General features: G+C 69.4%; 25 protein-coding genes. 8 read left to right on the forward strand and 17 right to left on the reverse strand.

The features are described from left to right. Positions 1–20 precede the first annotated feature (20 nt). The 3 genes from ubiT to BDK63_RS02625 all read right to left on the reverse strand — a co-directional run bounded on the left by ubiT (position 21) and on the right by BDK63_RS02625 (position 2,934). A complete protein-coding gene (gene ubiT, locus BDK63_RS02615; protein WP_183329771.1) occupies positions 21–515 on the reverse strand; it encodes a ubiquinone anaerobic biosynthesis accessory factor UbiT in 495 nt (164 codons plus the stop codon). Positions 516–813: 298 nt separating this feature from the next. Continuing rightward, complete coding sequence (hemN, locus tag BDK63_RS02620; RefSeq protein ID WP_183329772.1) at positions 814–2,199, reverse strand: oxygen-independent coproporphyrinogen III oxidase; 1,386 nt, start codon at positions 2,197–2,199, stop codon at positions 814–816. A gap of 252 nt (positions 2,200–2,451) precedes the next feature. Then, the gene (locus BDK63_RS02625) at positions 2,452–2,934 is read right to left on the reverse strand and encodes an NnrS family protein (RefSeq protein ID WP_343065259.1); all 483 of its coding nucleotides are present in this window, start codon (positions 2,932–2,934) and stop codon (positions 2,452–2,454) included. Positions 2,935–3,020: 86 nt separating this feature from the next. Here BDK63_RS02625 and BDK63_RS02630 point away from each other — a divergent pair, with 86 nt between their 5' ends. The 3 genes from BDK63_RS02630 (at position 3,021) to BDK63_RS02640 (ending at position 4,451) form a co-directional block, all read left to right on the forward strand. Then, positions 3,021–3,434, forward strand: coding sequence for a YbaN family protein (locus tag BDK63_RS02630; RefSeq protein WP_183329774.1), 414 nt, complete (start codon positions 3,021–3,023; stop codon positions 3,432–3,434). A 58-nt stretch (positions 3,435–3,492) separates the two neighbouring features. Next, positions 3,493–3,966, forward strand: coding sequence for an Rrf2 family transcriptional regulator (locus tag BDK63_RS02635; RefSeq protein WP_183329775.1), 474 nt, complete (start codon positions 3,493–3,495; stop codon positions 3,964–3,966). Positions 3,967–4,139: 173 nt separating this feature from the next. Further along, positions 4,140–4,451, forward strand: a complete 312-nt coding sequence (locus tag BDK63_RS02640) for a c-type cytochrome (RefSeq protein ID WP_221202479.1) — start codon at positions 4,140–4,142, stop codon at positions 4,449–4,451. A 113-nt stretch (positions 4,452–4,564) separates the two neighbouring features. On the opposite strand, the gene BDK63_RS02645 is transcribed toward BDK63_RS02640, so the two are convergent. From BDK63_RS02645 to nosR, 6 genes are all read right to left on the reverse strand, one after another. Next, the gene (locus BDK63_RS02645) at positions 4,565–5,092 is read right to left on the reverse strand and encodes a nitrous oxide reductase accessory protein NosL (RefSeq protein ID WP_183329776.1); all 528 of its coding nucleotides are present in this window, start codon (positions 5,090–5,092) and stop codon (positions 4,565–4,567) included. Positions 5,093–5,107: 15 nt separating this feature from the next. Next, the gene (locus tag BDK63_RS02650; protein WP_183329777.1) at positions 5,108–5,938 is read right to left on the reverse strand and encodes an ABC transporter permease subunit; all 831 of its coding nucleotides are present in this window, start codon (positions 5,936–5,938) and stop codon (positions 5,108–5,110) included. Then, a complete protein-coding gene (locus BDK63_RS02655; RefSeq protein ID WP_183329778.1) occupies positions 5,935–6,912 on the reverse strand; it encodes an ABC transporter ATP-binding protein in 978 nt (325 codons plus the stop codon). The genes BDK63_RS02650 and BDK63_RS02655 overlap by 4 nt, the downstream gene beginning before the upstream one ends. Next, positions 6,909–8,213, reverse strand: a complete 1,305-nt coding sequence (locus BDK63_RS02660; protein WP_183329779.1) for a nitrous oxide reductase family maturation protein NosD — start codon at positions 8,211–8,213, stop codon at positions 6,909–6,911. The genes BDK63_RS02655 and BDK63_RS02660 overlap by 4 nt, the downstream gene beginning before the upstream one ends. A gap of 80 nt (positions 8,214–8,293) precedes the next feature. After that, positions 8,294–10,207: a TAT-dependent nitrous-oxide reductase gene (nosZ, locus tag BDK63_RS02665; protein ID WP_183329780.1), complete on the reverse strand. Its 1,914-nt coding sequence runs from the start codon at positions 10,205–10,207 to the stop codon at positions 8,294–8,296. A 127-nt stretch (positions 10,208–10,334) separates the two neighbouring features. Further along, on the reverse strand, positions 10,335–12,497 hold the full coding sequence (gene nosR / locus BDK63_RS02670; RefSeq protein ID WP_343065261.1) for a transcriptional regulator NosR: 2,163 nt from the start codon (positions 12,495–12,497) through the stop codon (positions 10,335–10,337). A 207-nt stretch (positions 12,498–12,704) separates the two neighbouring features. Between nosR and BDK63_RS02675 the strand changes: the two genes are divergently transcribed. The 3 genes from BDK63_RS02675 (at position 12,705) to BDK63_RS02685 (ending at position 14,071) form a co-directional block, all read left to right on the forward strand. Next, positions 12,705–13,037, forward strand: a complete 333-nt coding sequence (locus BDK63_RS02675; RefSeq protein WP_183329781.1) for a hypothetical protein — start codon at positions 12,705–12,707, stop codon at positions 13,035–13,037. Positions 13,038–13,125: 88 nt separating this feature from the next. Next, positions 13,126–13,449, forward strand: a complete 324-nt coding sequence (locus BDK63_RS02680) for a c-type cytochrome (protein WP_183329782.1) — start codon at positions 13,126–13,128, stop codon at positions 13,447–13,449. A gap of 67 nt (positions 13,450–13,516) precedes the next feature. Then, entirely contained in the window at positions 13,517–14,071 is a 555-nt protein-coding gene (locus tag BDK63_RS02685; RefSeq protein WP_183329783.1) for an invasion associated locus B family protein, read from the forward strand. Positions 14,072–14,148: 77 nt separating this feature from the next. On the opposite strand, the gene BDK63_RS02690 is transcribed toward BDK63_RS02685, so the two are convergent. From BDK63_RS02690 to BDK63_RS02725, 8 genes are all read right to left on the reverse strand, one after another. Continuing rightward, positions 14,149–14,733 carry a hypothetical protein gene (locus BDK63_RS02690; RefSeq protein WP_183329784.1) on the reverse strand — a complete coding sequence of 195 codons (585 nt, stop codon included), beginning with the start codon at positions 14,731–14,733 and terminating at the stop codon, positions 14,149–14,151. A gap of 12 nt (positions 14,734–14,745) precedes the next feature. Further along, complete coding sequence (locus BDK63_RS02695) at positions 14,746–16,413, reverse strand: NapC/NirT family cytochrome c (RefSeq protein WP_246385708.1); 1,668 nt, start codon at positions 16,411–16,413, stop codon at positions 14,746–14,748. 156 nt (positions 16,414–16,569) lie between these two features. Next, positions 16,570–18,183, reverse strand: a complete 1,614-nt coding sequence (locus BDK63_RS02700; RefSeq protein ID WP_183329785.1) for a cytochrome D1 domain-containing protein — start codon at positions 18,181–18,183, stop codon at positions 16,570–16,572. Positions 18,184–18,418: 235 nt separating this feature from the next. Then, complete coding sequence (locus tag BDK63_RS02705; protein ID WP_183329786.1) at positions 18,419–19,192, reverse strand: Crp/Fnr family transcriptional regulator; 774 nt, start codon at positions 19,190–19,192, stop codon at positions 18,419–18,421. A 65-nt stretch (positions 19,193–19,257) separates the two neighbouring features. Further along, positions 19,258–20,145 (reverse strand): c-type cytochrome biogenesis protein CcmI, encoded by an 888-nt coding sequence (gene ccmI / locus BDK63_RS02710; RefSeq protein WP_183329787.1) that lies wholly within the window; start codon positions 20,143–20,145, stop codon positions 19,258–19,260. Positions 20,146–20,160: 15 nt separating this feature from the next. Further along, positions 20,161–20,634: a cytochrome c-type biogenesis protein gene (locus BDK63_RS02715; RefSeq protein WP_183329788.1), complete on the reverse strand. Its 474-nt coding sequence runs from the start codon at positions 20,632–20,634 to the stop codon at positions 20,161–20,163. Then, positions 20,631–21,176 carry a DsbE family thiol:disulfide interchange protein gene (locus BDK63_RS02720; RefSeq protein ID WP_183329789.1) on the reverse strand — a complete coding sequence of 182 codons (546 nt, stop codon included), beginning with the start codon at positions 21,174–21,176 and terminating at the stop codon, positions 20,631–20,633. The genes BDK63_RS02715 and BDK63_RS02720 overlap by 4 nt, the downstream gene beginning before the upstream one ends. Beyond that, the gene (locus BDK63_RS02725) at positions 21,173–23,170 is read right to left on the reverse strand and encodes a heme lyase CcmF/NrfE family subunit (protein WP_183329790.1); all 1,998 of its coding nucleotides are present in this window, start codon (positions 23,168–23,170) and stop codon (positions 21,173–21,175) included. Before BDK63_RS02725 ends, BDK63_RS02720 begins: the two co-directional genes overlap by 4 nt. Before the next feature lie 475 nt (positions 23,171–23,645). Here BDK63_RS02725 and BDK63_RS02730 point away from each other — a divergent pair, with 475 nt between their 5' ends. Both BDK63_RS02730 and BDK63_RS02735 read left to right on the forward strand, forming a co-directional pair. Then, entirely contained in the window at positions 23,646–24,185 is a 540-nt protein-coding gene (locus BDK63_RS02730; protein ID WP_281379220.1) for a peptidylprolyl isomerase, read from the forward strand. A 9-nt stretch (positions 24,186–24,194) separates the two neighbouring features. Then, a complete protein-coding gene (locus tag BDK63_RS02735; protein ID WP_246385711.1) occupies positions 24,195–24,758 on the forward strand; it encodes a histidine phosphatase family protein in 564 nt (187 codons plus the stop codon). Positions 24,759–24,774: the final 16 nt, after the last annotated feature.

The raw sequence follows: 24,774 nt of genomic DNA on the forward strand, positions 1-24,774 counted from the left end.
GGAAGTTTGTCGGTTGCGGTTCAGCTCGTTCGGTTCGCCAGCCGCTCAAGGCGGACCAGCAGTTCGCCGAAGGGGCCCTGGGCCAGACCCTCCTCGCGACCGTCGAGCAGGTTCTTGACCATCAGCCCCAGTTCGGTGTCGCCCTCGATCAGCAGGCGGCGCTGGAAGAACAGCGCATCGGGATCCTCGCGGCGGGTGGCCAGGCAGAGGAACTCCCGCCAGCCGCCGCGGATGGTGGCCTCGCCGGACTGGACACACACCCTCAGGCGCTCGCCCTCCAGGGTGAGGGTCAGCGCCATGCCGAGGTCCTCGATGGCCAGGGTGATGCGGCGCCCCTCCAGGGCGTCGAACTCCCCCTCGGCCAGGGGCTCGGCGAAGGTGCGGTTGAGCAGCGGTTCCACCAGGCGGCGCTTGACGCCGACCGGCACACGCGGATCGATGGCGCGAATCAGGCGGGCGGGGGCGGGAGGACGCGGCAGGGCCTGTAACGGTAGAGGCAACAACGGCAGGGACATGACAGCTCTCCTGAGGGTAACCATGCGGCCGGGGCCGCCGAACCGTTCATCCTAGGCCGGTGCTCCGGAGGCTGCACTGACATGCATCATGTCGGCGGTCGGCCTCGATCACCCGCGGCCCGCCTACCATATATAGACCATATCCTCTCGGCAAGCCCCATATCTGGTGCAAGCGTGGGCGCATCATGATCCATTTTCATTTGACAGCGACACCACCACAGGGCGGTGGGGAGGAGCGCGAAGGCGGCGCCCGCGCTTGCGGACGCCGCCTCCCGAGTGGGCAGCGGCCGGTGGGCTCCTAGACGGTGCGGGAGTAGCGCCCCTGGCTCTTCGCCAGGTAGGCATCGAAGGCCATGGCGGCGTTGCGCATCATCAGCCGGCCGGTGGGCAGCACCTCGATCTCGCCCTCGCGGATCGCCAGCAGGCCGTCGTCGGCCATCTCCTGGAGCTCCTCCAGGGCATCGGCGAAGTAGTCGCGGAAGACGATGGCGTGCTGGCGCTCGATGGCGGCGAAGTCGATGCGGTTGTGGCACATCAGGGCGTTGATCACGTCCCGGCGCAGCCGGTCGTCGTCGCTGAGCCGGTAGCCGCGGAACACCGGCAGGCGCCCTTCCTCCAGGCGGTGCTGGTACTGGGCGGTCTCCTTGACGTTCTGGCTGTAGGTATCGCCCACCTTGCCGATGGAGGTGATGCCGAGGCCGATCATGTCGCAGTCGGCGTGGGTAGAGTAGCCCTGGAAGTTGCGCTGCAGGGTGCCGTTCTCCCGGGCCAGGGAGAGCTCGTCGTCGGGCAGGGCAAAGTGGTCCATGCCGATGTAGACGTAGCCGGCGGCGGTGAGGCGGCGGATGGTCAGCTCGAGCAGCTCCAGCTTGCGCTCCGGCGGCGGCATGTCCTCGGGGCGGATCAGGCGCTGAGCCTTGAACAGCTCGGGCAGGTGGGCATAGCTGTAGCTGGCGATGCGGTCCGGCTGCAGGGCGATGATCTTGTCGAGGGTCGCATCGAAGCTGGCCACCGTCTGCAGCGGCAGGCCGTAGATCAGGTCGACGCTCACCGATTCGAAGCCCGCCTCGCGGGCGGCGTGCACCAGGGAGATGACATCATCCTCGCTCTGCACGCGGTTGACCGCCTTCTGCACGTCGAGGTCGAAGTCCTGGACGCCGAAGCTCAGCCGGTTGAAGCCCAGGGCATGGAGCTCGTGGATCTGCTCGGGGGTGACGGTGCGCGGGTCCACCTCCAGGGAGAACTCTCGCTCGGCGGGCGGAGCGAAGTGGAACGCCTCGTCCAGGGCCGCCATCAGCTCGCCGAGCTGGACGTTGCTCAGGTAGGTGGGCGTGCCGCCGCCCAGGTGCAGCTGGGTCATGCGCCGCGACTCGTCGAACAGCGCCCCCTGCACGCGGATCTCCTGCTTGAGCCACTCGAGGTACTCGGCGGCGCGCTCGGTGTTGTGGGTGATGATCTTGTTGCAGGCGCAGTAGTAGCAGAGGCTCTTGCAGAACGGGATGTGCACGTAGACCGACAGCGGCTTGGGCGCCTCGGCCCGGTTGCTGCGCTCGGCGGCGGCGCGGTAGTCATCCTCGGCGAAGGCCGCATGGAACTGGGGCGCCGTGGGGTAGGAGGTGTAGCGCGGTCCCGGACGGTCGTACTTCTCCACCAGGGGGCGATCGAACAGCAGGTCGTCTTGCATCGTGAAACAGCCTCTTGAACCGGAGGGCGGCACCGCAGCGCCGCCGTATGGGGCAGAGTATGCCATTCAGGGCCGGGCGCGTCGGTACCCTTCTCGAGGTAGCTGACCTGGATCAAACACCACCGTTTGAGATTCACTCGGGGCTGATCCGTCGACAATCCTGCGAGGAGGCGCTGTGAATACTTCCCTGTACGCTACCGACGCCATCCCTGGCGTAGGACCTCCTCTTCGGCTTGCCCCCGGCGCCCCTCGCTATCGGCCATTGCACGCGCAGTGCCGCGAAATACCATGCGGCGGCTCCAGTGGAGCAGCCGCCAGGCGGCCAGCCCCCAGGCCAGCGCCGAGCCCCACAGCAGGGCAAGCCAGTGCTGGCCGGCCTCCAGCGCCAGCAGGCGCAGCACCGCGGCCAGGGAGAAGAGCAGCGCCAGGGGCAGCAGCAGCGGCTCCGCCTCGGGGCGCGCCCTGGCGCGCCACCAGCCAGAGCCCGACCAGCAGCCGGAGCCAGCGGTGGGAGAGCGGTCCCAGCAGGTAGCCGGCGATCACGGCCAGGGCGAAACCGAACATCAGCTCGCGACCATGTGCCGCAGGCGAGGCCAGCAGCGCCACGCCTGCCGGGTGGTAGAGTGACAGCAGGGAAAGCGGCACCAGGAGCGCCGCGTGCAGGGCCGCCAGCGGGAAGAACCAGCGCCAGGCCGGGGTGGATGACGCGGCCAAGGCGGGCCTCAGGGACGACACTCCGGATTTCCCTTTGCGTGAATCTTAAACATGCATATAAAATACTACTTAATGTCACCGCTGCCAATTCACGAGGTCCGGTTGCCATGAGACTCCCTGCCACGCGCCTTGCCTGGAGCGGACTGGCCTACGGCTGCATCGGGCTCGGCACCGCCGGGCTGGTGGTGCCGCTGCTGCCCACCACGCCCTTCCTGCTGGTGGCCGCCTGGGCCGCGCCCAAGGGCTCGCCACGGCTGGCCCGCTGGCTGCACGCGCACCCCCGCCTGGGGCCGACGCTGCACGCCTGGCGCGAACGGCGCGCCGTGCCACGCCGTGCCAAGCGGCTGGCGGCGACACTGCTGCTGGCCAGCTGGGGGGTGCTGTGGCTGGGAGGCGCCAGCGGCGCCGTGCTGGCCGCCACCGGCGCACTGTTCTGTGGAGTCGCCGCCTTCGTGCTGACGCGCCCCGCCGCCGAGGGGCACGGAACTCTCCGCCCGGGCAGGCATCAGGTGGTAGAATGAAAGGCGCTTAGCTTATCAACATTGACTAATATCAAGCCGCAAAGCACCGGGACGCCCCATGCATCTGACCCGCTTCACCGACTACTCCCTGCGTGTCCTCATCTTCCTGGCGGTCAAGGGAGAGGAGCGCTCCACCATCCACGAGATCGCCGGGCGCTTCGATATCTCGCGCAACCACCTGATGAAGGTGGTCCAGGACCTCAGCCACAAGGGCTACATCACCGCCATCCGCGGCAAGAACGGCGGCCTGCTGCTCAAGAAGGCGCCAGACGAGATACGCCTCGGCAAGCTGGTCCGCGACACCGAGCATGACCTGCTGCTGGTGGAGTGCTTCGGCGAGAGCAACGAGTGCCGGATCACCCCGGCCTGCCGGTTGAAGCCGATCCTGGCCGAGGCACTTCGCGCCTTCATGGCCGTGCTGGACAAGTACACCCTGGCCGATATGCTCGGCCCCCGGGAACCGGAGCTGGCCCAGCTGCTGAGGATCGAGCCGGCCTGCCGCGACGGCGCCCCCCCGAACCCGGCGAGCTGACCCACGCGGGGCTTGCGCCGACGGCCGTCAGGGACGACGCTTACCGGGACATGCTGTCGTGACCCAGGTCATGGCGCCCCATGAGCCCCCGGGCGATCATGGCCGACAACCAGCGGAGGCGAGGACGCCCTCCGATTTTTTACCGCCATAAGATGTATTCAGGAGACATGTTCATGAAGCGACTGGCCACCCTGACCCTGACCGGCGTCGCCGCCCTGGCCCTCTCGGCCGCCGTGCAGGCCGAGCCCGACGGCGAGGCGATCTACAACCAGGCCTGCATGGCCTGCCACATGACCGGTGCCGCCGGCGCCCCCATCAAGGGCGACGAGGCCGCCTGGGCCCCGCGCCTGGACCAGGGCATGGAGACCCTCTACACCCACTCCATCGAGGGCTTCAACGCCATGCCCGCCAAGGGCGGGTTCACCAACCTCAGCGACGAGGAGGTGAAGGCCGCGGTGGACTTCATGCTCGAACCGGTGCTCTGAGCCACAGGGCCACAGGGCCAGCATCCGACCGCAAGCGCCCCCGGCAGCCAGGCTGCCGGGGGCGCTGTGTTTGCGGGCCGGGCCGCCGCCCGGCCCCCTCTACCCCGCCCCCTCTACATGGTGCGCTGGATATGCGCCCGAGCCAGGTCGTTGAGCACCTGGACGTCGATCTCATCAAAGCGCAGCAGCCGCCCCTCGTGCTCGGCCATGAAGGCCCGGGCGTCCTCCTCGCGGCCAAAGGAGGCCAGGGTGGGCCCCATGGCCCCCATCAGCGGCTGCTCGGTCACGTAGACCGCCACGTCGGCGGCGATGAAGGCGTCATACGAGGGCCGCTCCCAGTCGGTGGCGCCCATGTCGTGGACATAGGCCTGGCGCAGCTGAGGCACCGAGTCGGGCTGCAGCAGCCAGACGAAGAGGTCCGAGGTGGAACAGAAGGTCAGCAGGCGGCCGTCCCGCAGGCAGGCCTGGGCCTTGGGGCCCGCGAACCCGGCGATGAACATCCCGCACACCGCGCACTCGTCGTCGTCCCGGAAGGGGCGCGGCTCGCAGGCGACCGCCACCTCCTCCTCGCCGCCGCAGCCGGCCAGCCCCGCCAGGGTCACGCCCCCCAGCACGATGATGAACTTCCTGCGTGTCAGCATTCGTCGGTTTCCTTGTCAGAGCTCGCGGCGGCGGAAGATCCACAGCGCCAGGCCCAGCGGCACTGCCACCCAGGCCAGCAGCGTGCCGAGCAGCAGCGCCGGGTGGAAGGCCGCATCGGCGCCGATGGAGGCCAGCCCCGCCTGGGTCCGCGCCGCCTCGAAGAAGGTGAGGTTGACGATGCGGAAGATATCGGTGGGGTTGAGCAGCAGCAGAGTGTGGAAGAGCCCCTCGCTGACCTGGCCGCCGGTGCTCACCAGCACGCCCAGCAGCGCCAGGTCGAAGACGATGACGAAGGCGAACCACACCACCAGGGCGATGCCCGCCGCCCGGGACTTCTCCGCCACGCTGACGCTGATCAGGTAGGCGAAGCCGATGAAGGCCCAGCCCAGCAGCATCGCCGAGAGGATGAACAGCGCCAGCGCCGCCACCAGCTCGCCCAGCTGCTCCACGCTGCCCAGGGCGGCGATGATCGCCCCGGCCACCCCGAAGCCCACCAGGGTGGAGACGCCGAGGATCGCCGCATGGCCCAGGAACTTGCCGGCGAGGATCTCGACCCGGCTCATGGGGTAGGTGAGCAGCAGCAGCAGGGTGCCCTGCTCGTCCTCACCGACGATGCTGTCGTAGGCCAGCATCAGGGCGATCAGCGGGATCAGGAACACCGCCAGGCTCGACAGGCTGACGATGGTGGTGGAGACCCGGGTGAAGCCCACCTGGCCCGAGGCCGCGGCGCCGAAGTAGGCCAGGCCGATGGCCAGCAGGCCGAATACCAGGGTAATGGCCAGCACCCAGCGGTTGCGCAGGCCGTCGCGGAACTCCTTGCCGGCCACGATGAACAGGTTTCTCATGCGCTCACTCCCTGCTGCGCGTCAATGGCCGTGGCGGGGGCCGGCTCGGCCGCCGCCCGGTCGCGAATGGTGCCGTCGAAGTGGGCGTAGAGCGACTCCAGGGTGGGCGGCTCCAGCGCCAGGTCGGCGGTCTCGGGGTCGGCCGCGAGCTCGCGGAGCACCGCCATCTTGGCGCGCACCGGCACCTCCAGCTCGAGGCGGCCCTCGCCCGACTGTCTCGCCAGCACGCCGTGGGGCCGCAGCGACTCGGCCAGGCGCTCCGGCGCCCGGGCCGTGCGCAGGCGCACCACCAGGGGGAGATCGGCGGCCTGGCGCAGCTCGTCGATGCTGCCGGAGGCGAGCATGCGCCCCTGGCCGAGGATCGCCGCGCGGTCGATATGGCGCTCCACCCCGGGCAGCACGTGGGAGCAGAGGATCACGCTGACCCCGCGGCCGCGCAGCTCGTCGACCATGCCGTAGAAGTCGCGGGTGGCCATGGGGTCCAGGCCCACGGTGGGCTCGTCGAGCAGCATCAGCCGCGGCTCGCCGATCAGCGCCTGGGCGAGGCCGAGGCGCTGGCGCATGCCCTTGGAGTAGGTCTTCACCCGGCGATGCATGGCGTGGCCCAGCCCCACCCGCTCCAGCAGAGGCTTCACCACCCCGGTGCCGATGCGCTTGAGGCGGGCGAAGTAGTCGAGCACCTCGAAGCCCGAGAGCTGCTCGTAGAACTGCACGTTCTCGGGCAGGTAGCCCAGGCGCAGGCGCAGGTCGTTGGCCGCGGCACCGCCGGGGTCGTGGCCGAACACCTTCAGGGTGCCGCGGGTCGGGCGGATCAGGCCCAGGATCAGCTTCATGGAGGTGGACTTGCCGGCGCCGTTATGGCCCATCAGGCCCAGCACCTCGCCTTCGCCCAGGGTCAGGCTCACCTCGTCGAGGGCGGTCAGCTTGCCGAAGCGCTTGCCGACCGCGCTCATCTCGATCACCGGTTGGGTCATTGCAGTGTCTCCGCCATCCAGTCGGGAAGGGCCATCAGCGGATGGCTGTCGCGCACGCCCGGCGGGCGCAGGATCGGGAACTCGCGCTGCACCCAGCGCAGCACCTGTACCGCCGGGCTGTTCATCAAGATCTTGGCCATGGGGTAGGTCCAGATCAGCCGATCCACCGAGTCGTTGGGCTCGTAGGGGATGTCGCCCAGGCCGTCGCCGCTGAGGTCCCAGCCCAGGTAGTCGCTCCAGTAGTTGCCGCTGCCCTCATGGGACCACTCCTGCTCGCGCAGGGCCACGTACTTGACCTGGGTCTCGTTGGCCACGAAGGCGTTGCCGTGGAAGACGTTGTCCTCGGAGCCCGCGGTCATGTGGATGCCGATCTCGGTACGGGCGAAGAGGTTGTCGCGGATCTCGTTGAACAGCGAGTTGTAGACGAACAGCGCCTTGCCCTCGGTACCGCTGATGGCGTGGCCATCCGGTGCGGCCGAGAGGCTGCCGCGCTGCGCCTCCACGGCGACGTTCTCGGCGATCACCGAATCGACGATGAAGTTCATCAGGAAGCCGTAGTTCTGGTCGCGAATGGAGCGGTTGCCCACCACCTCGAGCTGCCGCGACTGCATCAGCGCATAGCCCAGGCGGTTGTTGCGGGTCTCGTTGTCACGCACCTCGTTGGAGTGCGAGAACATGTAGTGCACGCCGTAGCGCTGGTCGCGCAGCAGGTTGCCGATCAGCCGGTTGTGGTTGCTGACGTCGATGTAGATGCCGTCGCGGGCCTCCCACACCTCGTTGCCGCGGATCTCGGCGCCGGTGACGTTGTAGAGCTGCAGGCCGTTGCCGCGGTCCTGGGAGCGCAGCGCGGTGTCGCCGCTGATGCGGTTGCCGATCACCTTCACGTCGGGCACGGCATCGAGCCAGATGCCGAAGCCGCGGGCCTCGATGCGGGTGTTCTCGATGACGGCACCCGCCGCCTCGCGGGCCACGAAGATGCCGCTGTCCATGGTGTTGATGTCGGCGCCATCCTCGCGGATGTGAAGGTCGCGCACCGTGGCGCCGGGGGCGGCCAGGGTCAGCACGCTGCCGCGGCGCTGGCCGTCGAGGATGGCACCGGGCTCGCCGACCAGGGTAAGGGGCACCTCGACCACGAAGTTGCCGAGGTGGACGCCTTCGGCCACCCGCACCGTGTCACCGGGCGCGGCGGCCGCAAGCACCTGCTGCAGCGGGGCCTCGCCGGGCACGGCGCGCCATTCGGCGGCCAGGGCGGGGCCGGCCAGCAGCAGGAAGAAAAGAGGGAGCAACCATCTCGAGCGCATGGCGTTCTCTGTCTGTCGGGAGAGGAACTGCCGGACCGGCGTGGGTCGCCGGGCCGGCAGGGGCTGCCGAGGGTCTGGGATCAGGCCGGCTCGACCAGCAGGCGGCCGACCATCTCCATGTGCAGCGCGTGGCAGAACCAGTTGCAGTAGTACCAGAACACCCCGGGCTTGTCGGCCGTGAAGGTGATCGAGGCGGTCTGCTGCGGGCTGATCTCCATGCTGACCCCGTGATCCACCACGCAGAAGCCGTGGGTGAGGTCCTCGACGCGGTCCAGGTTGGTGATGGTCACCGTCACCTCGTCGCCCTGCTTCACCGGAATCTCGGTGATGCCGAAGTTGGGCGCCACGGTGGTCATGTAGACCCGCACCTTGTTGCCGTCGCGGATGATCTCGTTGTCGGTCTCCAGGGTGATGCCATCCTCGCGGGCCATGGCCACGGTGTCGGCGAAGTAGGGGTCATCGCGCTCCCAGATCTGCTTGGTCTGGATCTGGTCGCGGCGGATGATCACCGCATCGTGGGGCTCGGCGAAGGTCGGGGTGTCGTGGAGCAGCACCATCTCGTCGCCGGAGATGTCGATCATCTGGTCGTTCTCGGGATGCAGCGGCCCCACCGGCAGGTAGCGATCCTTGGAGAACTTGTTCAGGGAGAACAGGTACTTGCCATCGGCATCCTTGGACTCCGCGAGGGTCGCGTGGTTGTGGCCCGGCTGGTAGTGGACGTCGATCTTCTGGCGGATGTAGTTGACGTCCTCGCCGTTGTAGTGGCGTACGGCGTCCTCCATGTTCCACTTCACCACCTGGCTGTCGATGAACAGGGTGGTGTAGGCGTTGCCGCGGCCGTCGTAGGTGGTGTGCAGCGGCCCGAGGCCCAGCTCCGGCTCGGCGGCGATGACGTCGCGCTCGTCCGCCAGGTTGCCCGCGAAGAGGTCGTCCAGCCTGGCGATCTCGATCATCGACACGGTGGGCGAGAGCTTGCCGGCGGCGATGAAGTACTTGCCGTCGGTCGAGGTGTTGAGGCCGTGGGGGTTCTTCGGTACCGGCACGTAGCGGGTGACGTTGAGGTCGGAGCTCTTGCGGCCATCCACCACCGGCACCTCGGAGTCGCCGATGGTCATGAAGTCGCCGCTGGCCACCGCCGCCTCGATGTTCTCGATGTTGAACACCACCACCCAGTCGCGGTCGGCGCGCATCTTGCCGGCCAGGTCCACGGCGCCCTCGGAGTTGTAGCAGGTCGCCGCGCAGTACTTGCCGTTGTAGTCGGCGTCCATGTTATCCAGGTTGCCGTCGACCATCACCTGCCACTTCACCTCCATGGTGTCGGCATCGATGGCATTCCACAGGGTGTAGTACTTCGACGGGTCGTTGATGTCGCGGCCGTCGTTGGGCTGGGGGATCATGTATTCGCCGTTGGCGAACACGTAGCCGGTGCGCGGCGCCTTCTGCAGGCGCAGGCCGTGGATCGCCTGGACGTTGGGCACCGTCACCATGGCGTCGGTCTTGAAGACGTCGAGACGGATACGCGCCACCCGGGTGTTGGCCTTGTCGTTGATGAACAGGTAGCGGCCGTCGTGGCTGCCGTCGGTGTAGCTGACGTGGGGGTGGTGGGCATCGCCGTTGGTGAAGCGGTGGCTGTCACCCATGATGCGCTTGGACTCGTTGGTCATCCCCCAGCCGGAGGCCGAGCAGTGGTTGAACACCGGGATGCGCATGATCTCGCGCATGGAGGGCACGCCGTAGACGCGCACCTCGCCGCTGTGGCCACCGCTCCAGAAGCCGTAGTACTCGTCGAGCTCGCCCGGCGGCACATGGATATCGGCGGCGCCGCCGTGGCTGGCCGCCTGGGCCGGCTGGCTGCGGGTCAGCGCCCCCACGCCCGCCACGCCGGCGGCACCGGCCATGCTGGCCGCGCCGACCGCGGCGCTGCCCGCCAGGAAGCGGCGGCGTCCCTCGTTGACGGCCCCGGTGGGCTTGTCGTCCCTCTGCTTGTCGCTCATGACTCTGTCTCCGTTTCGTTGTCGAGATCACATCTCGTCGCCGACTCTGCGGCCGACCTTTCTGCTTCCGTCGCGGCGCCGTGCTGCGGGGCGCGGCGCCGCCTACGGTTCACTGCCTCGGCAGCCCTCAGCTGCCGTCGGCGGACACCTCGGTGGCGGCGATGCGCCGACTCTCGGCCACCTTGCTGCTCAGGCGGGTCGCCTTCTCCCGCTTCTTGCGCTGCACCACCATGGGCGGACACTTGCGGTCGTCGTGGTAGGTGATCTGGCAATCCAAGCAGTAGTGGCACTCGTTGGGATTGATCCGACCGTCCGGGTGGATCGCCTGGATATGGCACTCGTGGGCGCAGATCTGGCAGGGCTTGCCGCACTCCCTGTGGCGACGCAGCCAGTCGAACAGGCGAATGCGCGCGGGGATCGCCAGGCCGGCGCCCAGCGGGCAGACATAGCGGCAGTAGAACTTGTGGTTGAAGGCGCTGATCACCAGCAGCAGCACCGCATAGAGCACGAAGCCCCATTCGCGCTGGAACTTCAGCAGCACCGCGGTCTTGAAGGGCTCCACCTCGGCGTAGACCTCGGCCTGCCCCAGCGACTGCAGGGAGACGGCGAACAGCCCCAGCAGGATGATGTACTTCAGCGCCCAGAGCCGCTCGTGGACCGCGAAGGGCAGCTCGAACTGCGGCACCTTGAGCCTGAGCGCCACCGCGCTGATCAGCTCCTGCATGGCGCCGAAGGGACAGAGCCAGCCGCAGTAGACGCCGCGTCCCCACAGCAGCAGGGTGACCGCCACGAAGCTCCAGAGGATGAACATCATCGGGTCCATCAGGAAGGTGGACCACTGGAAGTCGGTGAACAGGGCATTGGCGAAGGTCAGGATGTTGACCACCGACAGCTGCGCCAGGGCGTACCAGCCGATGAACACCACGGTGTAGACCAGGAAGGTGTAGCGCAGGGTATGCAGCAGGCGGGGGCGCCTGGCCAGCCAGTCCTGGAACAGCAGGATGAAGGTGAGCACGCCGAGGCCGGCGCCCAGCACCACGATGTGCACGACGCGGTCTTCCCACACCGAGACCCACAGGGGCTGGGCGTCGTCCTCCTCCAGCAGGGCGTCGGCCGGCGGCTCGGGAATCTCCAGGAAGCGCTCCGGCACCTTCACCTCCGTGGAGAAGCCGGCGAACTCGGTGTCCAGGGCGCCCACCTGGCGGCGCACCAGCAGCTCCAGCTCCCAGGCCTGGCCGGGATCGAAGCGGGTCTCCTCGCGCAGGATGAAGATATCGCGCTCCGGCAGGCGCGGCGCCCCCTCGGCCTCGATGCCCCACAGGCGGCGCATGTCGGCATCGTGGAACTGGTCGGTGCGACCGCCGTGGTGGATCATGATGCGGTCGTAGATGCCCCCGCGCACGAACCCCGAGCCCTTGAAGGAGTAGCGGCCGTCGGCCATGATCGCCAGCGCGTGCTCGCCCTCGCCGAGTTCCGCCATCAGCTGCTCGAACTGCCGTTCGCCGAGCAGGTTGCGGCCCACGGTGGGCACGTTGAGGTGGGCCACGTAGAGGTCGATGAAGGTCTCGTCCCCGCGGCCTTCCGGGGCGGCGTCGACCCCCTCGGCGTCGGTGCCGACGAAGGCCTCGTCCACCTCGCCACGGGTCAGTTGCAGATGGCCGATGGCGCCCTCCTCGAGCAGCGCCTCCCAGCTTGCCTCCTCGAACAGCTCGTCGCGGACCGTCGCCGCCTCGGCGGGGCCGCCGCCGACCAGGATGCCCAGCTCCCGGGCCACGCGGCGCGCCGAGCGCATGATCCCCTCGCCCATCACCACCACGGTGACGGTGGCCCCGGAGACGGCGTCGACCTGCTCGTAGCCCTCGCGCTGCTGACGCGACAGGCCCACGCGGACCTTCTGCCGCACCGACTTGCCGGCGTACTGGCCGACGAAGTCGTCGAGCACCGTCTCGGGAATTCCCACCAGCATGATCGGCTCGGAGTGCTCGAGCACCTCGACGCCGGTGATGCGTCCCTCGAGGTCCATGCCGACGCGCATGTTGACCGGATGGCCGGAGTAGGCCGGGATCGGCGCGATATCGTTGGTCTCGAAGACGTAGCCCACGGTCTCGCCGTCGCGCAGCACCGGCAGCGCCGGCGGCGCCTCGATGGGCTCCCCGACGGCGTCCGCGTCGGGAAAGACCATGGGCAGCCACTCGGCCGCCCGGGCCGTGGCGGACAGGGCGGTCATCGACAGGGCCACCGCGAGCAGCAGCCCCAGGGTCACCCACCAGATACGCACTAATGTTGTCACGGGACGCTCCACCTCTCCGCCAGCCTGTCCGGAACAGAACATGTATCCGGAAAACCTCTTTAGTGGTGAAGGATGGGATAGATTGCCGCACCCGACAACGAACACAGGTCAAGGTATTCGCCTTTTACCCCTGTGACTCGGGTGCTATGTTGAATCGCACGCCCCTCTCAGCGGGCCCAGGCTCGACCTCAGGAGATCCTCGCGCCCATGGACATCCCGGCCGCCATCCGGCACCCCCTGATTCACCAGCAGCGCTTCCTGGTGACGGAGCTGACCTTCCAGCTTGGCGAGATCCCCACCCCCATCCGCCTCCGCTGCTACCGGGAAGCGGGGAGCGAGCGGGTCACCTGCGAGCAGAGCCACTACCTGCAGACGCCGCTCCAGGCCGAACCCTCCTTCGAGACCAGTGACGACCACCCCAGCGTCGACGCGGCGCTGGCGGCCATCACCGACGAGATGGTGGCGCAGTACCAGCGCGCCGAGGCGGCCGGCTACCGCCCCGACGAGGGCTGGCTGCTGCCCAGTCGCGACTTCGACTGAGCGCCGCCCCGGCATGACCTGCATCAAGGGCGCTCGCCACCGCGGCGCCTAGACTGGAGGCAGGTTCCCTCCACGGAGTGAGTGGATCATGCCGAAGGTTGCCCAGGCCTGGCTGACCGCCCTGCTGATGCTCGCCGCCGCCCCTGCGGTGATGGCCGAGTCCGCGACGCCCATGGGGGATCCCGAGCGCGGCGCCGAGCTGGCGCCGCGATGTACCGGCTGTCACGGCCCCGAGGGCCGCAGCAACATCACCCGCTACCCCAGCATTGCCGGCATGGAGCCGTCGCTCTTCCGGGAACGCATGGCCGGCCTGAAGGCCGGGGAAGGCGGCCACCTCCTGAAGAACATGACCCGCGGGCTGAGCGAGCAGGATATCGCCGATCTGGCCGCCCACTTCGCCACCCGGGAGTGAACCGCCGGTCGGCAGCCCCGGCCTGCGGTGCTACCATTCGGCGCATCGTCCTCCAGGAACCCCGGTCATGCCCAAGCCGTTCACTGCCGCGTCGGCCGCCCTGCTGCTGAACGCGCTGCTGCTGCTCCCGGCGGCACACGCCACCACCTTCAACACCGACGACGCGGCAACCCACGGCCACTGGCAGTCGCTGACGCTGTCGCTGGGCGAGGAGCGCCACTACCGCGCCCTGGAGGCCCACAGCTACAGCGACTCCCTGCTGAGCCTCAACTTCACCCCGGGCGACTGCGAGCGGCCCTGGCTGGAGCTGCGGGTGGAGCTGGGCGAGCGCCAGCCGCAGAGCCGGGTGGTCAATCGCGTGCCCGCCGACCTGCGCGTGGATCACGAGACCATCCACAGCGGCGAGGCGGCGTTCATCACCCAGCGCGGCGACGGCGGCTTCTACGTGCAGTTCGCCCTGGACGAACGGCCCCTGCTGGTGGAGGAGATGCGCCGGGGGGAGACCCTGCGCCTGCGGATGATGCGCGGCGAGGATGACCCCTGGTTCATGGTGTTCTCCCTGGAGGGTGCCGCCGAGGCCATGGACCGGGCCCGGCAGCGGTGCCGGTCGGGTACCGATTGAGGGAGGCATGGCGTGACCCGCTGCCTACTTGAAAGGGCCACTCCTGCCGGGTGGCCCCTTGTATGCCGGCGACCCCGTCACTCCTGGCCGGCGAGCAGCCGGGTGTCCAGGGTCTCCACGCTGAGGTACTCCTCGAAGGTCCAGAGTCGCACGAAGCGGTCGCGCTGCGCCTCGCCCCCGCCCCAGGCGGTCAGGGCCACGGGGGGCTGTGGCATGCCCTCGGCGAGCTGCTCCAGCCACCACTCGGCCATCTCCTCCTCCCACGGCTGGCCATGCTCGGCGATCAGCCGCGCCTTCACCGCGGCGTGGTCCTCCACCTCGGGATGGAAGGCCACCACCAGCGCCAGCCGGTCGCTGCCCGCCGGGAAGACATAGCGCAGGTCGGTCTCCACCGCCGGAGCGCCGGCCGCCGGAGCGCCGGCCGCCGGATCCCCCCCCAGGCGGCCATCGATGACCAGGTCGCCGTCGTCGGTGCGTGCCTCGGTCACCTCGGTGACGCCATCCTGCGCCAGGCGCTCACGCACCTGCTCCGGGGACATGCCGAGCTCGGCGCTGCCGTAGCCGGTGATCCCCTCCGCCGCCAGCGCCGTGCCGGCGACCAGCAGCAGGGCGGGCCAGAGCCCGCCGAGCCACTTGCCGGGATGCCTCATCCCTGCCTTCATGAATCCTCCTTATCAGCGCTCGATGCGCGTGGCGTTGATCTCGACCATCTCCTCGTCCACCTCGTCGGCGCCGAACATCAGCCCGAACTGCCAGGAGACGTGGTGGAAGCGCGAGGCCGCGTGGTCATCGTGCAGCGCGAAGTTGACGTTGTACTTGCCGTCCAGGGCGAGCGGCTTGTCGCCGGGCGCGCCGGTGCGCAGGGCGCGGGTCAGGTAGGCGGTCCACACCCCGTCCGCCTCGCTGGCGCTGAACACCACCGCCTCGCTGTCGTCGAAGTGGCGCTCCTCGAGGATGTAGCCGGACTCGGTGCGCTCGCTGCCGCTCTTGTAGCGCGCCATGTCCAGGTAGACCCCGCCGCCGAACAGCTCGTCGATCTCCTCGCGCTCCTTGAGCTTGTCCCAGCCACCGCGGGCGGCGCCGCGACGACCGCGCACCTCGACCTCGGTGCGGCTCTCGGTGAGGTACTTGGTCACGCCGTTGCCGCTGATCAGGTCGAGACGCTCGGCCAGCTCGCTCTCGGCCAGGGCCTCCGCCTCGGGGGCGTCGGGCATGTAGGCGGAGTCGTGGTGGCAGCTGGCCCAGCAGCCGCCGCGGTCGGCCATGTCGACGCGATCGTCGGCGAAGCTCACGGTCAGCTTGATCGCGTTCTCGGGGTCCATCATGCCGCCGTCGACAAAGGGCAGCGGCGCGTGCTCGCCGGCCTCCCACTGGAAGCGCATGTAGAGGTAGTCGTCATCGAAGGCGGCCTGCACGGCCATCGGCACGTGGCCGCGCTTGTCACCCAGGTCATAGGTCTCGATCTTCTCGGCACTGGTGGCCAGGGCGCCGATATCGGCCTCCTCGCCCTGGTGGCACCAGACGCAGCGGTCGCCGAAGCTGAAGGCGCGGCCGCCGCCGTGCTCACTGCCGTCCTGGATCCACTCGATGGAGGCCTGGCCCGGCAGGAACAGGGTCACGTCCAGCGCCGGGACGGCGTCCCAGGCCAGGCCGGAGGCGATGTCGCCCTCGGCGGCCACCGCCTCGCCCAGCTCCTCGGCCTCCAGCGGCAGCTCGGGCTCGCCGCGATCCTGGTCGGCCTCGGTGTCATGGGCGAAGCGGGCGGCCCAGACCGGCGACTCGTCCCAGGCCTCGGGGAGCTCGTGGGCGATGCCCTGGTGGCACTCGATGCAGGTCTGGCCCTGCTCGAACCCCCGGGCATGCTCGCGGGCGGCGCGGGCCGGCTGCTGCTCCAGGTCCATGGCGGACCAGTCGTGGCAGTTGCGGCACTCGCGGGAGTCGGTGCGCAGCATGGAGCGCCAGACGTTCTCGGCCAGCTGCAGCCGCTTGCCGTCGAACTTCTCCTTGGTGTCCACGGTGCCCAGCATCCAGTGCCACACCTCGCGGCTGGCCTGGATCTTGCGGACCATCTTCGGGCCCCAGGCGTCGGGCACGTGGCAATCGGAGCACTCGGCGCCCACCCCGGTGGGGTTCCGGTAGTGGGGGCGGTCCTGGTACTCCTCGTAGACCCAGCTCATCTCGTGACAGGCCGAGCTGCAGAACTTCATGTTGTTGGTGGCCTCCATCACCGTGTTGAAGCCCCCCCAGAAGATGATCCCGGCCACGAAGAAGATCACGGCGCCCCCCAGGGTGGCTCCCATGATCGTGATCTTGCGCCAGCCGCGCAGGCGTTCCCTAAGCATGTCGGTCTCCCGAAGATGTCATGACAGCCGATGTTCTGGTCTCGTTGTGGCGTCCGGCCCCTTGCCCGGCCACTCCACCGCGGAACCGGCGGCGGGGAGTGGCTGGAGAAGGAGCCGGAGCACCCGAAGGCGCTCCGGCGCGTCGCTGATGCGCGATCAGCCGACGTGGTTCTTGCGGTTGTAGACGTTGAACTTGCCGGTCGGCGTGTTCAGGTTCTCGACCCGGGCCTTCTCCTCCAGGGTCTTGTCGTCGAAGATCACGATGGCGCCGTCATCCTGGTGACCGCGACCGCGGGCCCAGATGGAGACCCACACCTCGGAGCCGGTCTGGTCGTACTCCATGTGCACCGCCACGGCGTCATGCTCGACGGGACGGTCGGCGACGTGGATCGGGGTCAGCTCGCGGGTCTCCTTGTTCATGACCATGACCCACTGGTTGACGTCGGCCTCGGGGTGCATGGCCTGGTCGATCCAGACGTTGTCGGACTCCGGGTGGGTACGCACGAACAGGCCGGGGCCGTCGGTCTCGACGCTGCCGCAGATCTCCCAGGCCTGGTCCGGATAGTTCTCCGGGTCGTTGCCCCAGAAGGTCATGCGGCCCTCGCCGAGGTGGGTGGTGCCGGCCACCGGGCCGCACTCGGGGTCGACCCAGTTGGCGCCCGGGCCCGGGTGCGGGATCTGCCCGGTCTCCAGCATGCCCACCCGCTTGCGGGTCTCGGTGTCGACGAACACCATCTTGTTGCTGTAGTTGGCGGCGATCTGGAAGTAGCGCCCGGAGGGATCGAAGAATCCGTCGTGCAGGTACTCGGCGGTCTCCATCTGCTCGATGCGCAGGTTCTCGATATCGCTGTAATCGACCTGCCAGACCTGGCCGGTCTCCTTGACGTTGACCAGGAAGCTCGGCGCGTTGGGGGTGTTGTAGAGCGCCGCGACGCGGGCCTCATGGACGTAGTTGCCCTCGGTGTCGTAGCCGCGGGTGGAGACGACCTTCAGCGGCTCCATGGTCTCGGCGTCGGCGATCACGAAGTGGGGCGGCCAGTAGGCGCCGCCGATGACGTACTTGTCTTTCCACTCGCCATAGTGGGAGACGGCCACGTCGCGGGCGTCGATGCCGATGAACACCTCGGCGGTCACCTGGGGCGGGTCCATCCACAGGTCGATCTTGGAGAGGCGGCCGTCGCGGCCCTGGACGTACCAGAAGCGGCCATCGGAGCTCTCCTTGGCCACGTGCACGGCATAGCCGGTCTCGGCCTCGGTGACCAGCTCCTTGGTGTCGCCGTCGATGATCCCCATGGCGCCCCGGTCACGCAGGATGGTGACCATGAAGTTTTCCCAGTTGCGGTCATGCTGGGGCTCGGTGGGCCACTCCTCCTGGGGGACGACGATCTTCCAGGTCTCGCGGATGTCGGCCAGGGACATCTCCGGCGGCTCTTCCGGGGTCTGCTGGATGTACTTGGCGATCAGCTCGATCTCGTCCTCGTCGAGGATGCCGTCGAAGTTGTTCATGCCACCCTCGGTGCCGAAGGTGATGATGCTCTCCAGGCGGCGCTGGCCCATGTCGACGGTGGTCTCGGGCAGCAGGTTGGGGCCGGTGGCCCCCTTGCGCAGGGTGCCGTGGCAGCCGGCGCAGCGGGAGAAGTAGATCTGCCCCGCGCGATCCAGCTCCTCGGCCGACATCTCCGGCGCCGCCGCCTGCACGCCGCCCGCCATCATGGCGGCCAGCGGGAAGCTGAAGGCGAAGATCCCCTTGCTCAATGCTCTCTTGGTCATAACGTGCCTCGCTTGATTTCCCCTTGGGGTGTGCCTGGCGGGTGCCCGGCATGACCTTTCCAACCCCGGTCGGTCATCACCAGCCGTCACCCTCCACCTGCCGGTAAGTAGTAGCAGCTTTACCTCTTTACTCACTTGACCACTGTCAATTGATGCACCGGGGAGTTGACTTATGTCATGGGTGGCGCCGAGAAAGTCGCGGCGGCACTCCCGAGGGGGTCCGGCGCGGCCTCGCTCAGCGGGCCATGGGCCGGGACGGCAGGTCGGCAGGCAGGTCGCTGCCGTTGAGGCGAGGACAGGCCGGCATCGGCTGCATCGGGTCGCCGGCGCCGGACAGGCGCCTCAGGGCCGCGAGGTCATCGATGCACACGGCGTTGCGCTCGCAGCTGACCCCGAGCCCCTTGAGTCGCGCCATGGCCCGGGAGAAGCTCTCCGGCTTCATGCCCAGGCGGCCGGCGATCAGCATCTTGTCGCAGGGCAGGCAGACCTTGGCGCGGGCGGCGTCGTCCGGGCAGAGCGAGACCAGGAAGGCCGCCAGCCGCTGATGGGTCGACTGGTTGGTGAGCTGGTCGAGCTGCCGCACCATTCCCCTGAGCATCGCGGTGAGGTTGGCCAGCAGGTTGAGCGTCAGGCCGTGGTGCTGGCGCAGGGTCTCCAGGAAGTGCTCCGCCGGGAAGACCAGCAGCCGGGCCTCCTCGGCGGTGGCGGCGTTCACCGGGAAGCCCAGCCGGTCGAACATCGCCGCCTCGGCGAAGGACTCGCCGCGGGTGAAGAGCCCCACCAGGCACTCGCTGCCCTGGGGATTGTCGCGGTAGAGCTTCACCCAGCCGTCCAGTACCACGTAGAAGCGATCCGCGGGCTCCCCCTCGCTGAACAGCCGGGTGCCGCGCGGACAGCGGCGCTCGTGGGCGCCGCCGGTGAGAAGCGCCAGGGTGTCATCGCCGAGACCGGCGAACAGCGGCACCTGGCGCACCGTACGCAGCGTCTCGCGACTCAAGCGAACCGTCATCTTGACCTCCTTGGCCCTTGACGCCAGGGCAGCAGCGGAAGCACCGCGGGCTGGCCCGGCGGCACTCACTCCTGGCGAAGCGAGAGTTGTGACAGGTTGCCGCGAATCACCTCGGCCTCGGCCGAATCCGCCGGCAGCACCGCCAGCAGGCGCTCCCAGTAGCCGCGCGCCTCGTCGAAGGCCTCGGCGCGATAGGCCCGGGTGCCGGCCAGCCACAGCCCCTGGGCATGCTCGGGGTCGATGGCCAGGGCCTGCTCGATCAGCGCCGCCGGTTCGCCCGCCAGCCCCCCCTCGAGTTCCGCCAGCACATCGGCATAGCGCACCAGCACGTTCGGGTCGCGATCGCCGCCGTGGCGAAGCGCCTCGCCGAAGGCGCGGCCCGCCGCCTCGAACTCGTCGAGGAACACCAGGGTGCGGCCCAGCAGCACCCAGCTCTCCAGATCCTCGGGATCCTGGGCCAGGCGGGCCTGGAGCCCCTCCACCAGCCGCGTGAACTCGCGGGTCATCTCCGCCTCGCTGGGCGCCTCTTGCGCAGGCGGGGCCAGCTGGCCGGACGGCGCACGGGCGGCGAAGACCTCATCGGCGTGGCCCACCGACAGGTAGATCCCGGCGGCGGCGAAGGGCAGCAGCGCCAGGCTCGCCGCGGCCAGGCCGGTGACCAGCCGACGCTGACCGCGGCGCTCGACGCCGGCATCGCCATCGGTGTCCAGGCCTCCGCTGTCGAGCAACTCGCGCTCCAGGTCGGCCAGGGCGCGGGCATGGCGCGCCGCGGTCAGGGTGCCGGCCGCCAGGTCCTGGTCGAGCTCGGCGACGCGGTCGCGGTGCACCGCCAGCAGCGCCTCGCGGCGCCCGGGGGCCTCGGCGCCCCGGGGCTCGCGCAGCAGCGGTATCAGCACGAAGGCCAGGGCCAGCACGCACAGGCCCAGGGCCAGCAGCAGGAAGACGCCGTTCATCGCATCCCTCCGGGGTCAGTTGCCACGGCGCAGGCGCTCCAGCGCCGCACGCTCCTGGTCGGTGAATTGGGGCTCGTCATCGGGCCGGGCGCGCCGGCGCATCACCTGCCACCACACCAGCAGGCCGCCACCGAACAGCAGGAAGGGGCTGGCCCAGAGCAGGGCGGTGTTGGCCTGCAGCGGCGGCCGATAGCGCACGTAGTCGCCGTAGCGGGCCACCATGAAGTCGACGATGGCGTCGGCGGACATGCCGTCCCGGGTCATCTGGTAGACCCGCCGGCGCATGTCGGCGGCGAGCTCGGCGTTGGACTCGTGGATCGTCTCGCTCTGGCACACGGTGCAGCGCAGCTCCCGGGTCAGCGTCTCGTACTGCTGGCGCTGGGCCTCGGTCTCGAACTCGAGCGGCTCGCCGATGGCCGTGGCCAGGGCGATGCCGGGCGAAAGCGCCAGCGCCAGCAGCATGAGCAGGCCTGCCGTCCAGCGGGTCATGACGCCCTCCCCGCCGACTCGGCTCTCAGCCTTTCGATCAGGGGCAGCACCTCGTCGAGCAGCAGCTGGCGGGTGAGCGGGCCGATGCGCTTGTAGCGAATCACCCCCTCGGCATCGAGCACATAGGTCTCCGGCGTGGCGTAGACGCCCCAGTCGATGCCGGCATCGCCCGCGGGGTCATAGGCGATGGTGCGGTAGGGGCTCTCGGTCATCGCCAGGTAGCGCAGCGCGGCCTCGCGCTCGTCGCGGTAGTTGAAGGCGTGGATGGGGATGCCGGCCCGGGCCAGCTCCATCAGCAGCGGCTTCTCGGCGCGGCAGGTGCTGCACCAGGTGGCCCAGACGTTGACCAGCGCCACCTCACCGATGAAGTCCTGCTCCGTCAGGATCGTCTGTGGGTCCTCCAGGGCCTCCAGGGCGAAGGCCGGGGCGGGCTTGCCCACCAGCGGCGAGGGCAGGTCCCGGGAGTTGAGCCCCAGCCCCAGCAGCAGCAGGCCGAGCAGGGCGGTGACCGCCACCAGCGGAATCAGCAGCTTGAGCTTCATGAGGCGGTCACCTCGCGGTTCAGGCCGGTCGCGGTCGCCGGCTCGCGCTCGCGCTCGCGGCGCCGGGCCAGCCGATAGCGCCGGTCACCGGCCGCCAGCAGGCCGCCCAGGGCGAGCAGAATGGCGCCGCTCCACATCCAGGCCATGTAGGGCTTGTAGTAGAGCCGGAAGCTCCAGGCGTCCCCCACCAGCCGCTCGCCCAGGGAGACATAGACGTCGCGGGTCGCCGCGCGGTGCAGCGAGGCCTGGTGCATGGGGTTCTGGGGCTGGGTGTCGTAGTAGCGGCGCTGGGGCAGCAGGGTGGCCACCGGGCGGCCGTCGCGGGTCACCGCGACCACCGCCTGGTCGGCGTCGTAGTTGGGGCCGCGCACCTCCTCCATGCGCAGCAGGGTGAAGTCGAAGCCCGCCGCCGCGGTGGTCTGGCCGGGCTCCATGCGCACGTCGCGCTCCACCTCGTAGGTGTTGACCATGGCGATGGCGACCACCACCAGCGCCAGGCCCACGTGGGCCAGGTGCATGCCCAGGAAGCTCGGGCGCAGCACCCGGCGGAGGCGCGTGGCCAGGGGCTGGCGGCCGGCCAGCCGCCGGCGGATATCGAGCGAGGCGGTCAGGACGATCCAGATCGCCAGCATCAGCGACAGGGCGGTGAGCGGTTGCCAGGCGCCCAGGGTCAGCGGCCAGAGGCCGCCGGCCACGACGCTTGCCAGCAGCACCCAGCGCAGCTGGCGCACCACCTCGGCGGGGTCGGCCTGCTTCCACATCACCGTGGGGCCGAGGCCCACCAGCAGCAGCAGCGGCAGCATCAGCGGCGCGAAGACGGTATCGAAGTAGGGGGGGCCCACCGAGATCTTGCCCAGGCCGAAGGCGTCGAGCACCAGCGGGTAGAGGGTGCCGATGAAGACCGCCGCGAAGGCCACGGTGAGCAGCACGTTGTTGGCCAGCAGCAGCGACTCCCGGGAGAGCCAGTGGAAGCCGCCGCCCAGGCCGACCCGCGGCGCCCGCCAGGCGTAGAGGGTCAGCGAGCCGAGCAGGGTCGCCGCCAGCATGGCGAGCAGGAAGACGCCGCGGTCCGGATCGGTGGCGAAGGCGTGCACCGAGGTGATCACCCCCGAGCGCACGATGAAGGCCCCGAGCACGGTCAGCGCGAAGGTGATGATCGCCAGCATCAGGGTCCATACCTTGAAGCCGCCGCGCTTCTCGGTCACCGCCAGGGAGTGGAGCAGGGCGGTGGCGGTGAGCCAGGGCAGGAAGGAGGCGTTCTCCACCGGGTCCCAGAACCACCAGCCGCCCCAGCCCAGCTCGTAGTAGGCCCACCAGGAGCCCATGGCGATCCCCAGGGTGAGGAAGACCCAGGCCACCGTGGTCCAGGGCCGCGACCAGCGCGCCCAGGCGGCGTCCAGCCGGCCGCCCATCAGCGCCGCCATGGCCAGGGCGAAAACCACCGCGGTGCCCACATAGCCCATGTAGAGCAGCGGCGGATGCAGGATCATGCCCGGATCCTGGAGCAGCGGGTTCATGCCGCGGCCGTCGACGGGACCGGGCACGATGCGTTCGAAGGGGTTGGAGGTGAAGACCGTGAAGGCGATGAAGGCCACCGAGATCATGCCCATCACCGCCAGCACCCGGGCCAGCATCTCCCGGGGCAGCGCGCGGCTGAAGCGGGCCACGGCCACGCCCCAGGCGCCGAGCAGCAGCACCCACAGCAGCAGCGACCCCTCGTGGCCGCCCCACACCGCGGTGACCTTGTACAGCGTCGGCTGGGCCAGGCTGGAGTGGCTGGCCACGTAGCGCACGCTGAAGTCGCTGGCCAGGAAGGCCCAGGTGAGCACCCCGTAGGCGATCGCCAGGAAGACGAACTGGCCGCTGGCCAGGAAGCGGCCCGAACGCATCAGTCGTGCATTGCCCAGCCGGGCGCCCGCCAGCGGCAGCACGCTCTGGAAGAGCGCCAGGCAGAGCGCCAGGATCAGCGCGAAGTTACCGAGTTCCGCCACCATCTGCTGCACCCTCCCGCCGCAGGTGATGCCCGGCCGCCCGGCCGGGCCTGGATTCACCGGGTCGACGCGTCGCGCCGACCCTCTGCAGCGAATGGTCGGGGAATCCCCTCATAAGATCCATACTCGATACCTCTTTTCAGCCCTCCCTCGTGACCCATGTCAAACAATGCCGAGCCCGTGGCCAACGGGCTGCCCCCAGCGCTGTCGCCGCAGCCTATGTCACACTGGCGAAAGGCGCCGGGGACAGGCCGGAGAGGGGGTCCTATGCCAGGGATGGCATCGGAAGCGCCCAGGGAGGGGTTTACAGCGCCCCCTCGCAGGCCTGTCGCCGGAACAGCCTTGAGCAATACGCCGGCCTAACGCTGACAGGGAAGCGTCCGGCGCTTATGCTGGGGGCCCATCCTTCGGCCACAAGGTGAAACGCCCCGTGAAACGCCCGCTGATTCCCGCCCTGCTGCTCGCCGCCGCCCTGCCCCTGGGCCTCGCCGCCACCACGGCCCAGGCCGAGGAGGCGACCCCCGACGTGATCCTGCACACCAGCCATGGCGCCATCGGCATCGAGCTGTTCCAGGCCGAGGCCCCGGAGAGCGTCAACAACTTCCTCACCTATGTGCAGGAGGGCCACTACGACGGGACGATCTTCCACCGGGTGATCGACGGCTTCATGATCCAGGGCGGCGGCTTCGATGCCGAGATGCGCCAGAAGCCGACCCGCGACCCGATCACCAACGAGGCGGACAACGGCCTGAAGAACCGCCGCGGCACCCTGGCCATGGCCCGCACCGGGGCCCCCCACTCCGCCACCGCCCAGTTCTTCATCAACGTCGACGACAACGGCTTCCTCGACCACGTCAGCCCGCAGTCCAGCCAGACCTGGGGCTATGCGGTGTTCGGCCAGGTGGTGGACGGCATGGAGGTGGTGGATGCCATCAAGCGGGTTCCCACCACGCGCCGCGGCCCCTTCCAGGACGTGCCGCAGGAGCCGGTGGTGATCGAACGCGCCGAGCTACCCTGAGCCCACGCCATGCACAACCGCTACCTGCTGATGCGCCATGGCCACAGCCAGGCCAACGCCCGCGGGCTGATCATCAGCTCGCCCGAACGGGGCCTGGACGACTTCGGCCTCTCCCCCCGGGGCGAGGCCCAGCTCGAGGGGCTGCTGGCCGACTGGGCCTGGCCGACGCCGACCCGGCTGCTGCACTCGGACTTCCTGCGCACCACCCAGACCGCCGCCCGGGTGGCGGCACGCTTCGGCCTCGCCCTGGAGGCCGAGACACGGCTGCGCGAGCGCCACTTCGGCGAGCTCGAGGGCGGAACGGATGACGGATATGCCCGGGTCTGGGCCCATGACGCCCGCGACCCGGCACATGGCGAGTACGGGGTGGAGCCGGTGGCGGCGGTGGCCCGGCGCATGTGCGAGGTGATCGACGCCCTGGAGCGCCGCCACGCCGGCGAGACGATCCTGCTGGTCAGCCACGGCGACCCGCTGCAGATCCTGCTGACCGCCCTTGAGGGGCGCGCGCTGACCCGCCACCGGGAGCGCGAGCCGCTGGCGCCGGCCAGCATCACCCCGTGGGGTCAGCCGTGACGGGCGGCCCGGGGAG

The sequence above is a fragment of the Halomonas campaniensis genome, assembly GCF_014193375.1.
Classification (GTDB): domain Bacteria; phylum Pseudomonadota; class Gammaproteobacteria; order Pseudomonadales; family Halomonadaceae; genus Halomonas; species Halomonas campaniensis.

Bases quoted from the DNA above. Each gene is read 5' to 3' on its own strand.
- ubiT (WP_183329771.1), bottom strand. From the start codon at position 515: ATGTCCCTGCCGTTGTTGCCTCTACCGTTACAGGCCCTGCCGCGTCCT.
- hemN (WP_183329772.1), bottom strand. From the start codon at position 2,199: ATGCAAGACGACCTGCTGTTCGATCGCCCCCTGGTGGAGAAGTACGAC.
- BDK63_RS02630 (WP_183329774.1), top strand. From the start codon at position 3,021: ATGAGACTCCCTGCCACGCGCCTTGCCTGGAGCGGACTGGCCTACGGC.
- BDK63_RS02635 (WP_183329775.1), top strand. From the start codon at position 3,493: ATGCATCTGACCCGCTTCACCGACTACTCCCTGCGTGTCCTCATCTTC.
- BDK63_RS02640 (WP_221202479.1), top strand. From the start codon at position 4,140: ATGAAGCGACTGGCCACCCTGACCCTGACCGGCGTCGCCGCCCTGGCC.
- BDK63_RS02645 (WP_183329776.1), bottom strand. From the start codon at position 5,092: ATGCTGACACGCAGGAAGTTCATCATCGTGCTGGGGGGCGTGACCCTG.
- BDK63_RS02650 (WP_183329777.1), bottom strand. From the start codon at position 5,938: ATGAGAAACCTGTTCATCGTGGCCGGCAAGGAGTTCCGCGACGGCCTG.
- BDK63_RS02655 (WP_183329778.1), bottom strand. From the start codon at position 6,912: ATGACCCAACCGGTGATCGAGATGAGCGCGGTCGGCAAGCGCTTCGGC.
- BDK63_RS02660 (WP_183329779.1), bottom strand. From the start codon at position 8,213: ATGCGCTCGAGATGGTTGCTCCCTCTTTTCTTCCTGCTGCTGGCCGGC.
- nosZ (WP_183329780.1), bottom strand. From the start codon at position 10,207: ATGAGCGACAAGCAGAGGGACGACAAGCCCACCGGGGCCGTCAACGAG.
- BDK63_RS02675 (WP_183329781.1), top strand. From the start codon at position 12,705: ATGGACATCCCGGCCGCCATCCGGCACCCCCTGATTCACCAGCAGCGC.
- BDK63_RS02680 (WP_183329782.1), top strand. From the start codon at position 13,126: ATGCCGAAGGTTGCCCAGGCCTGGCTGACCGCCCTGCTGATGCTCGCC.
- BDK63_RS02685 (WP_183329783.1), top strand. From the start codon at position 13,517: ATGCCCAAGCCGTTCACTGCCGCGTCGGCCGCCCTGCTGCTGAACGCG.
- BDK63_RS02690 (WP_183329784.1), bottom strand. From the start codon at position 14,733: ATGAAGGCAGGGATGAGGCATCCCGGCAAGTGGCTCGGCGGGCTCTGG.
- BDK63_RS02695 (WP_246385708.1), bottom strand. From the start codon at position 16,413: ATGCTTAGGGAACGCCTGCGCGGCTGGCGCAAGATCACGATCATGGGA.
- BDK63_RS02700 (WP_183329785.1), bottom strand. From the start codon at position 18,183: ATGACCAAGAGAGCATTGAGCAAGGGGATCTTCGCCTTCAGCTTCCCG.
- BDK63_RS02705 (WP_183329786.1), bottom strand. From the start codon at position 19,192: ATGACGGTTCGCTTGAGTCGCGAGACGCTGCGTACGGTGCGCCAGGTG.
- ccmI (WP_183329787.1), bottom strand. From the start codon at position 20,145: ATGAACGGCGTCTTCCTGCTGCTGGCCCTGGGCCTGTGCGTGCTGGCC.
- BDK63_RS02715 (WP_183329788.1), bottom strand. From the start codon at position 20,634: ATGACCCGCTGGACGGCAGGCCTGCTCATGCTGCTGGCGCTGGCGCTT.
- BDK63_RS02720 (WP_183329789.1), bottom strand. From the start codon at position 21,176: ATGAAGCTCAAGCTGCTGATTCCGCTGGTGGCGGTCACCGCCCTGCTC.
- BDK63_RS02725 (WP_183329790.1), bottom strand. From the start codon at position 23,170: ATGGTGGCGGAACTCGGTAACTTCGCGCTGATCCTGGCGCTCTGCCTG.
- BDK63_RS02735 (WP_246385711.1), top strand. From the start codon at position 24,195: ATGCACAACCGCTACCTGCTGATGCGCCATGGCCACAGCCAGGCCAAC.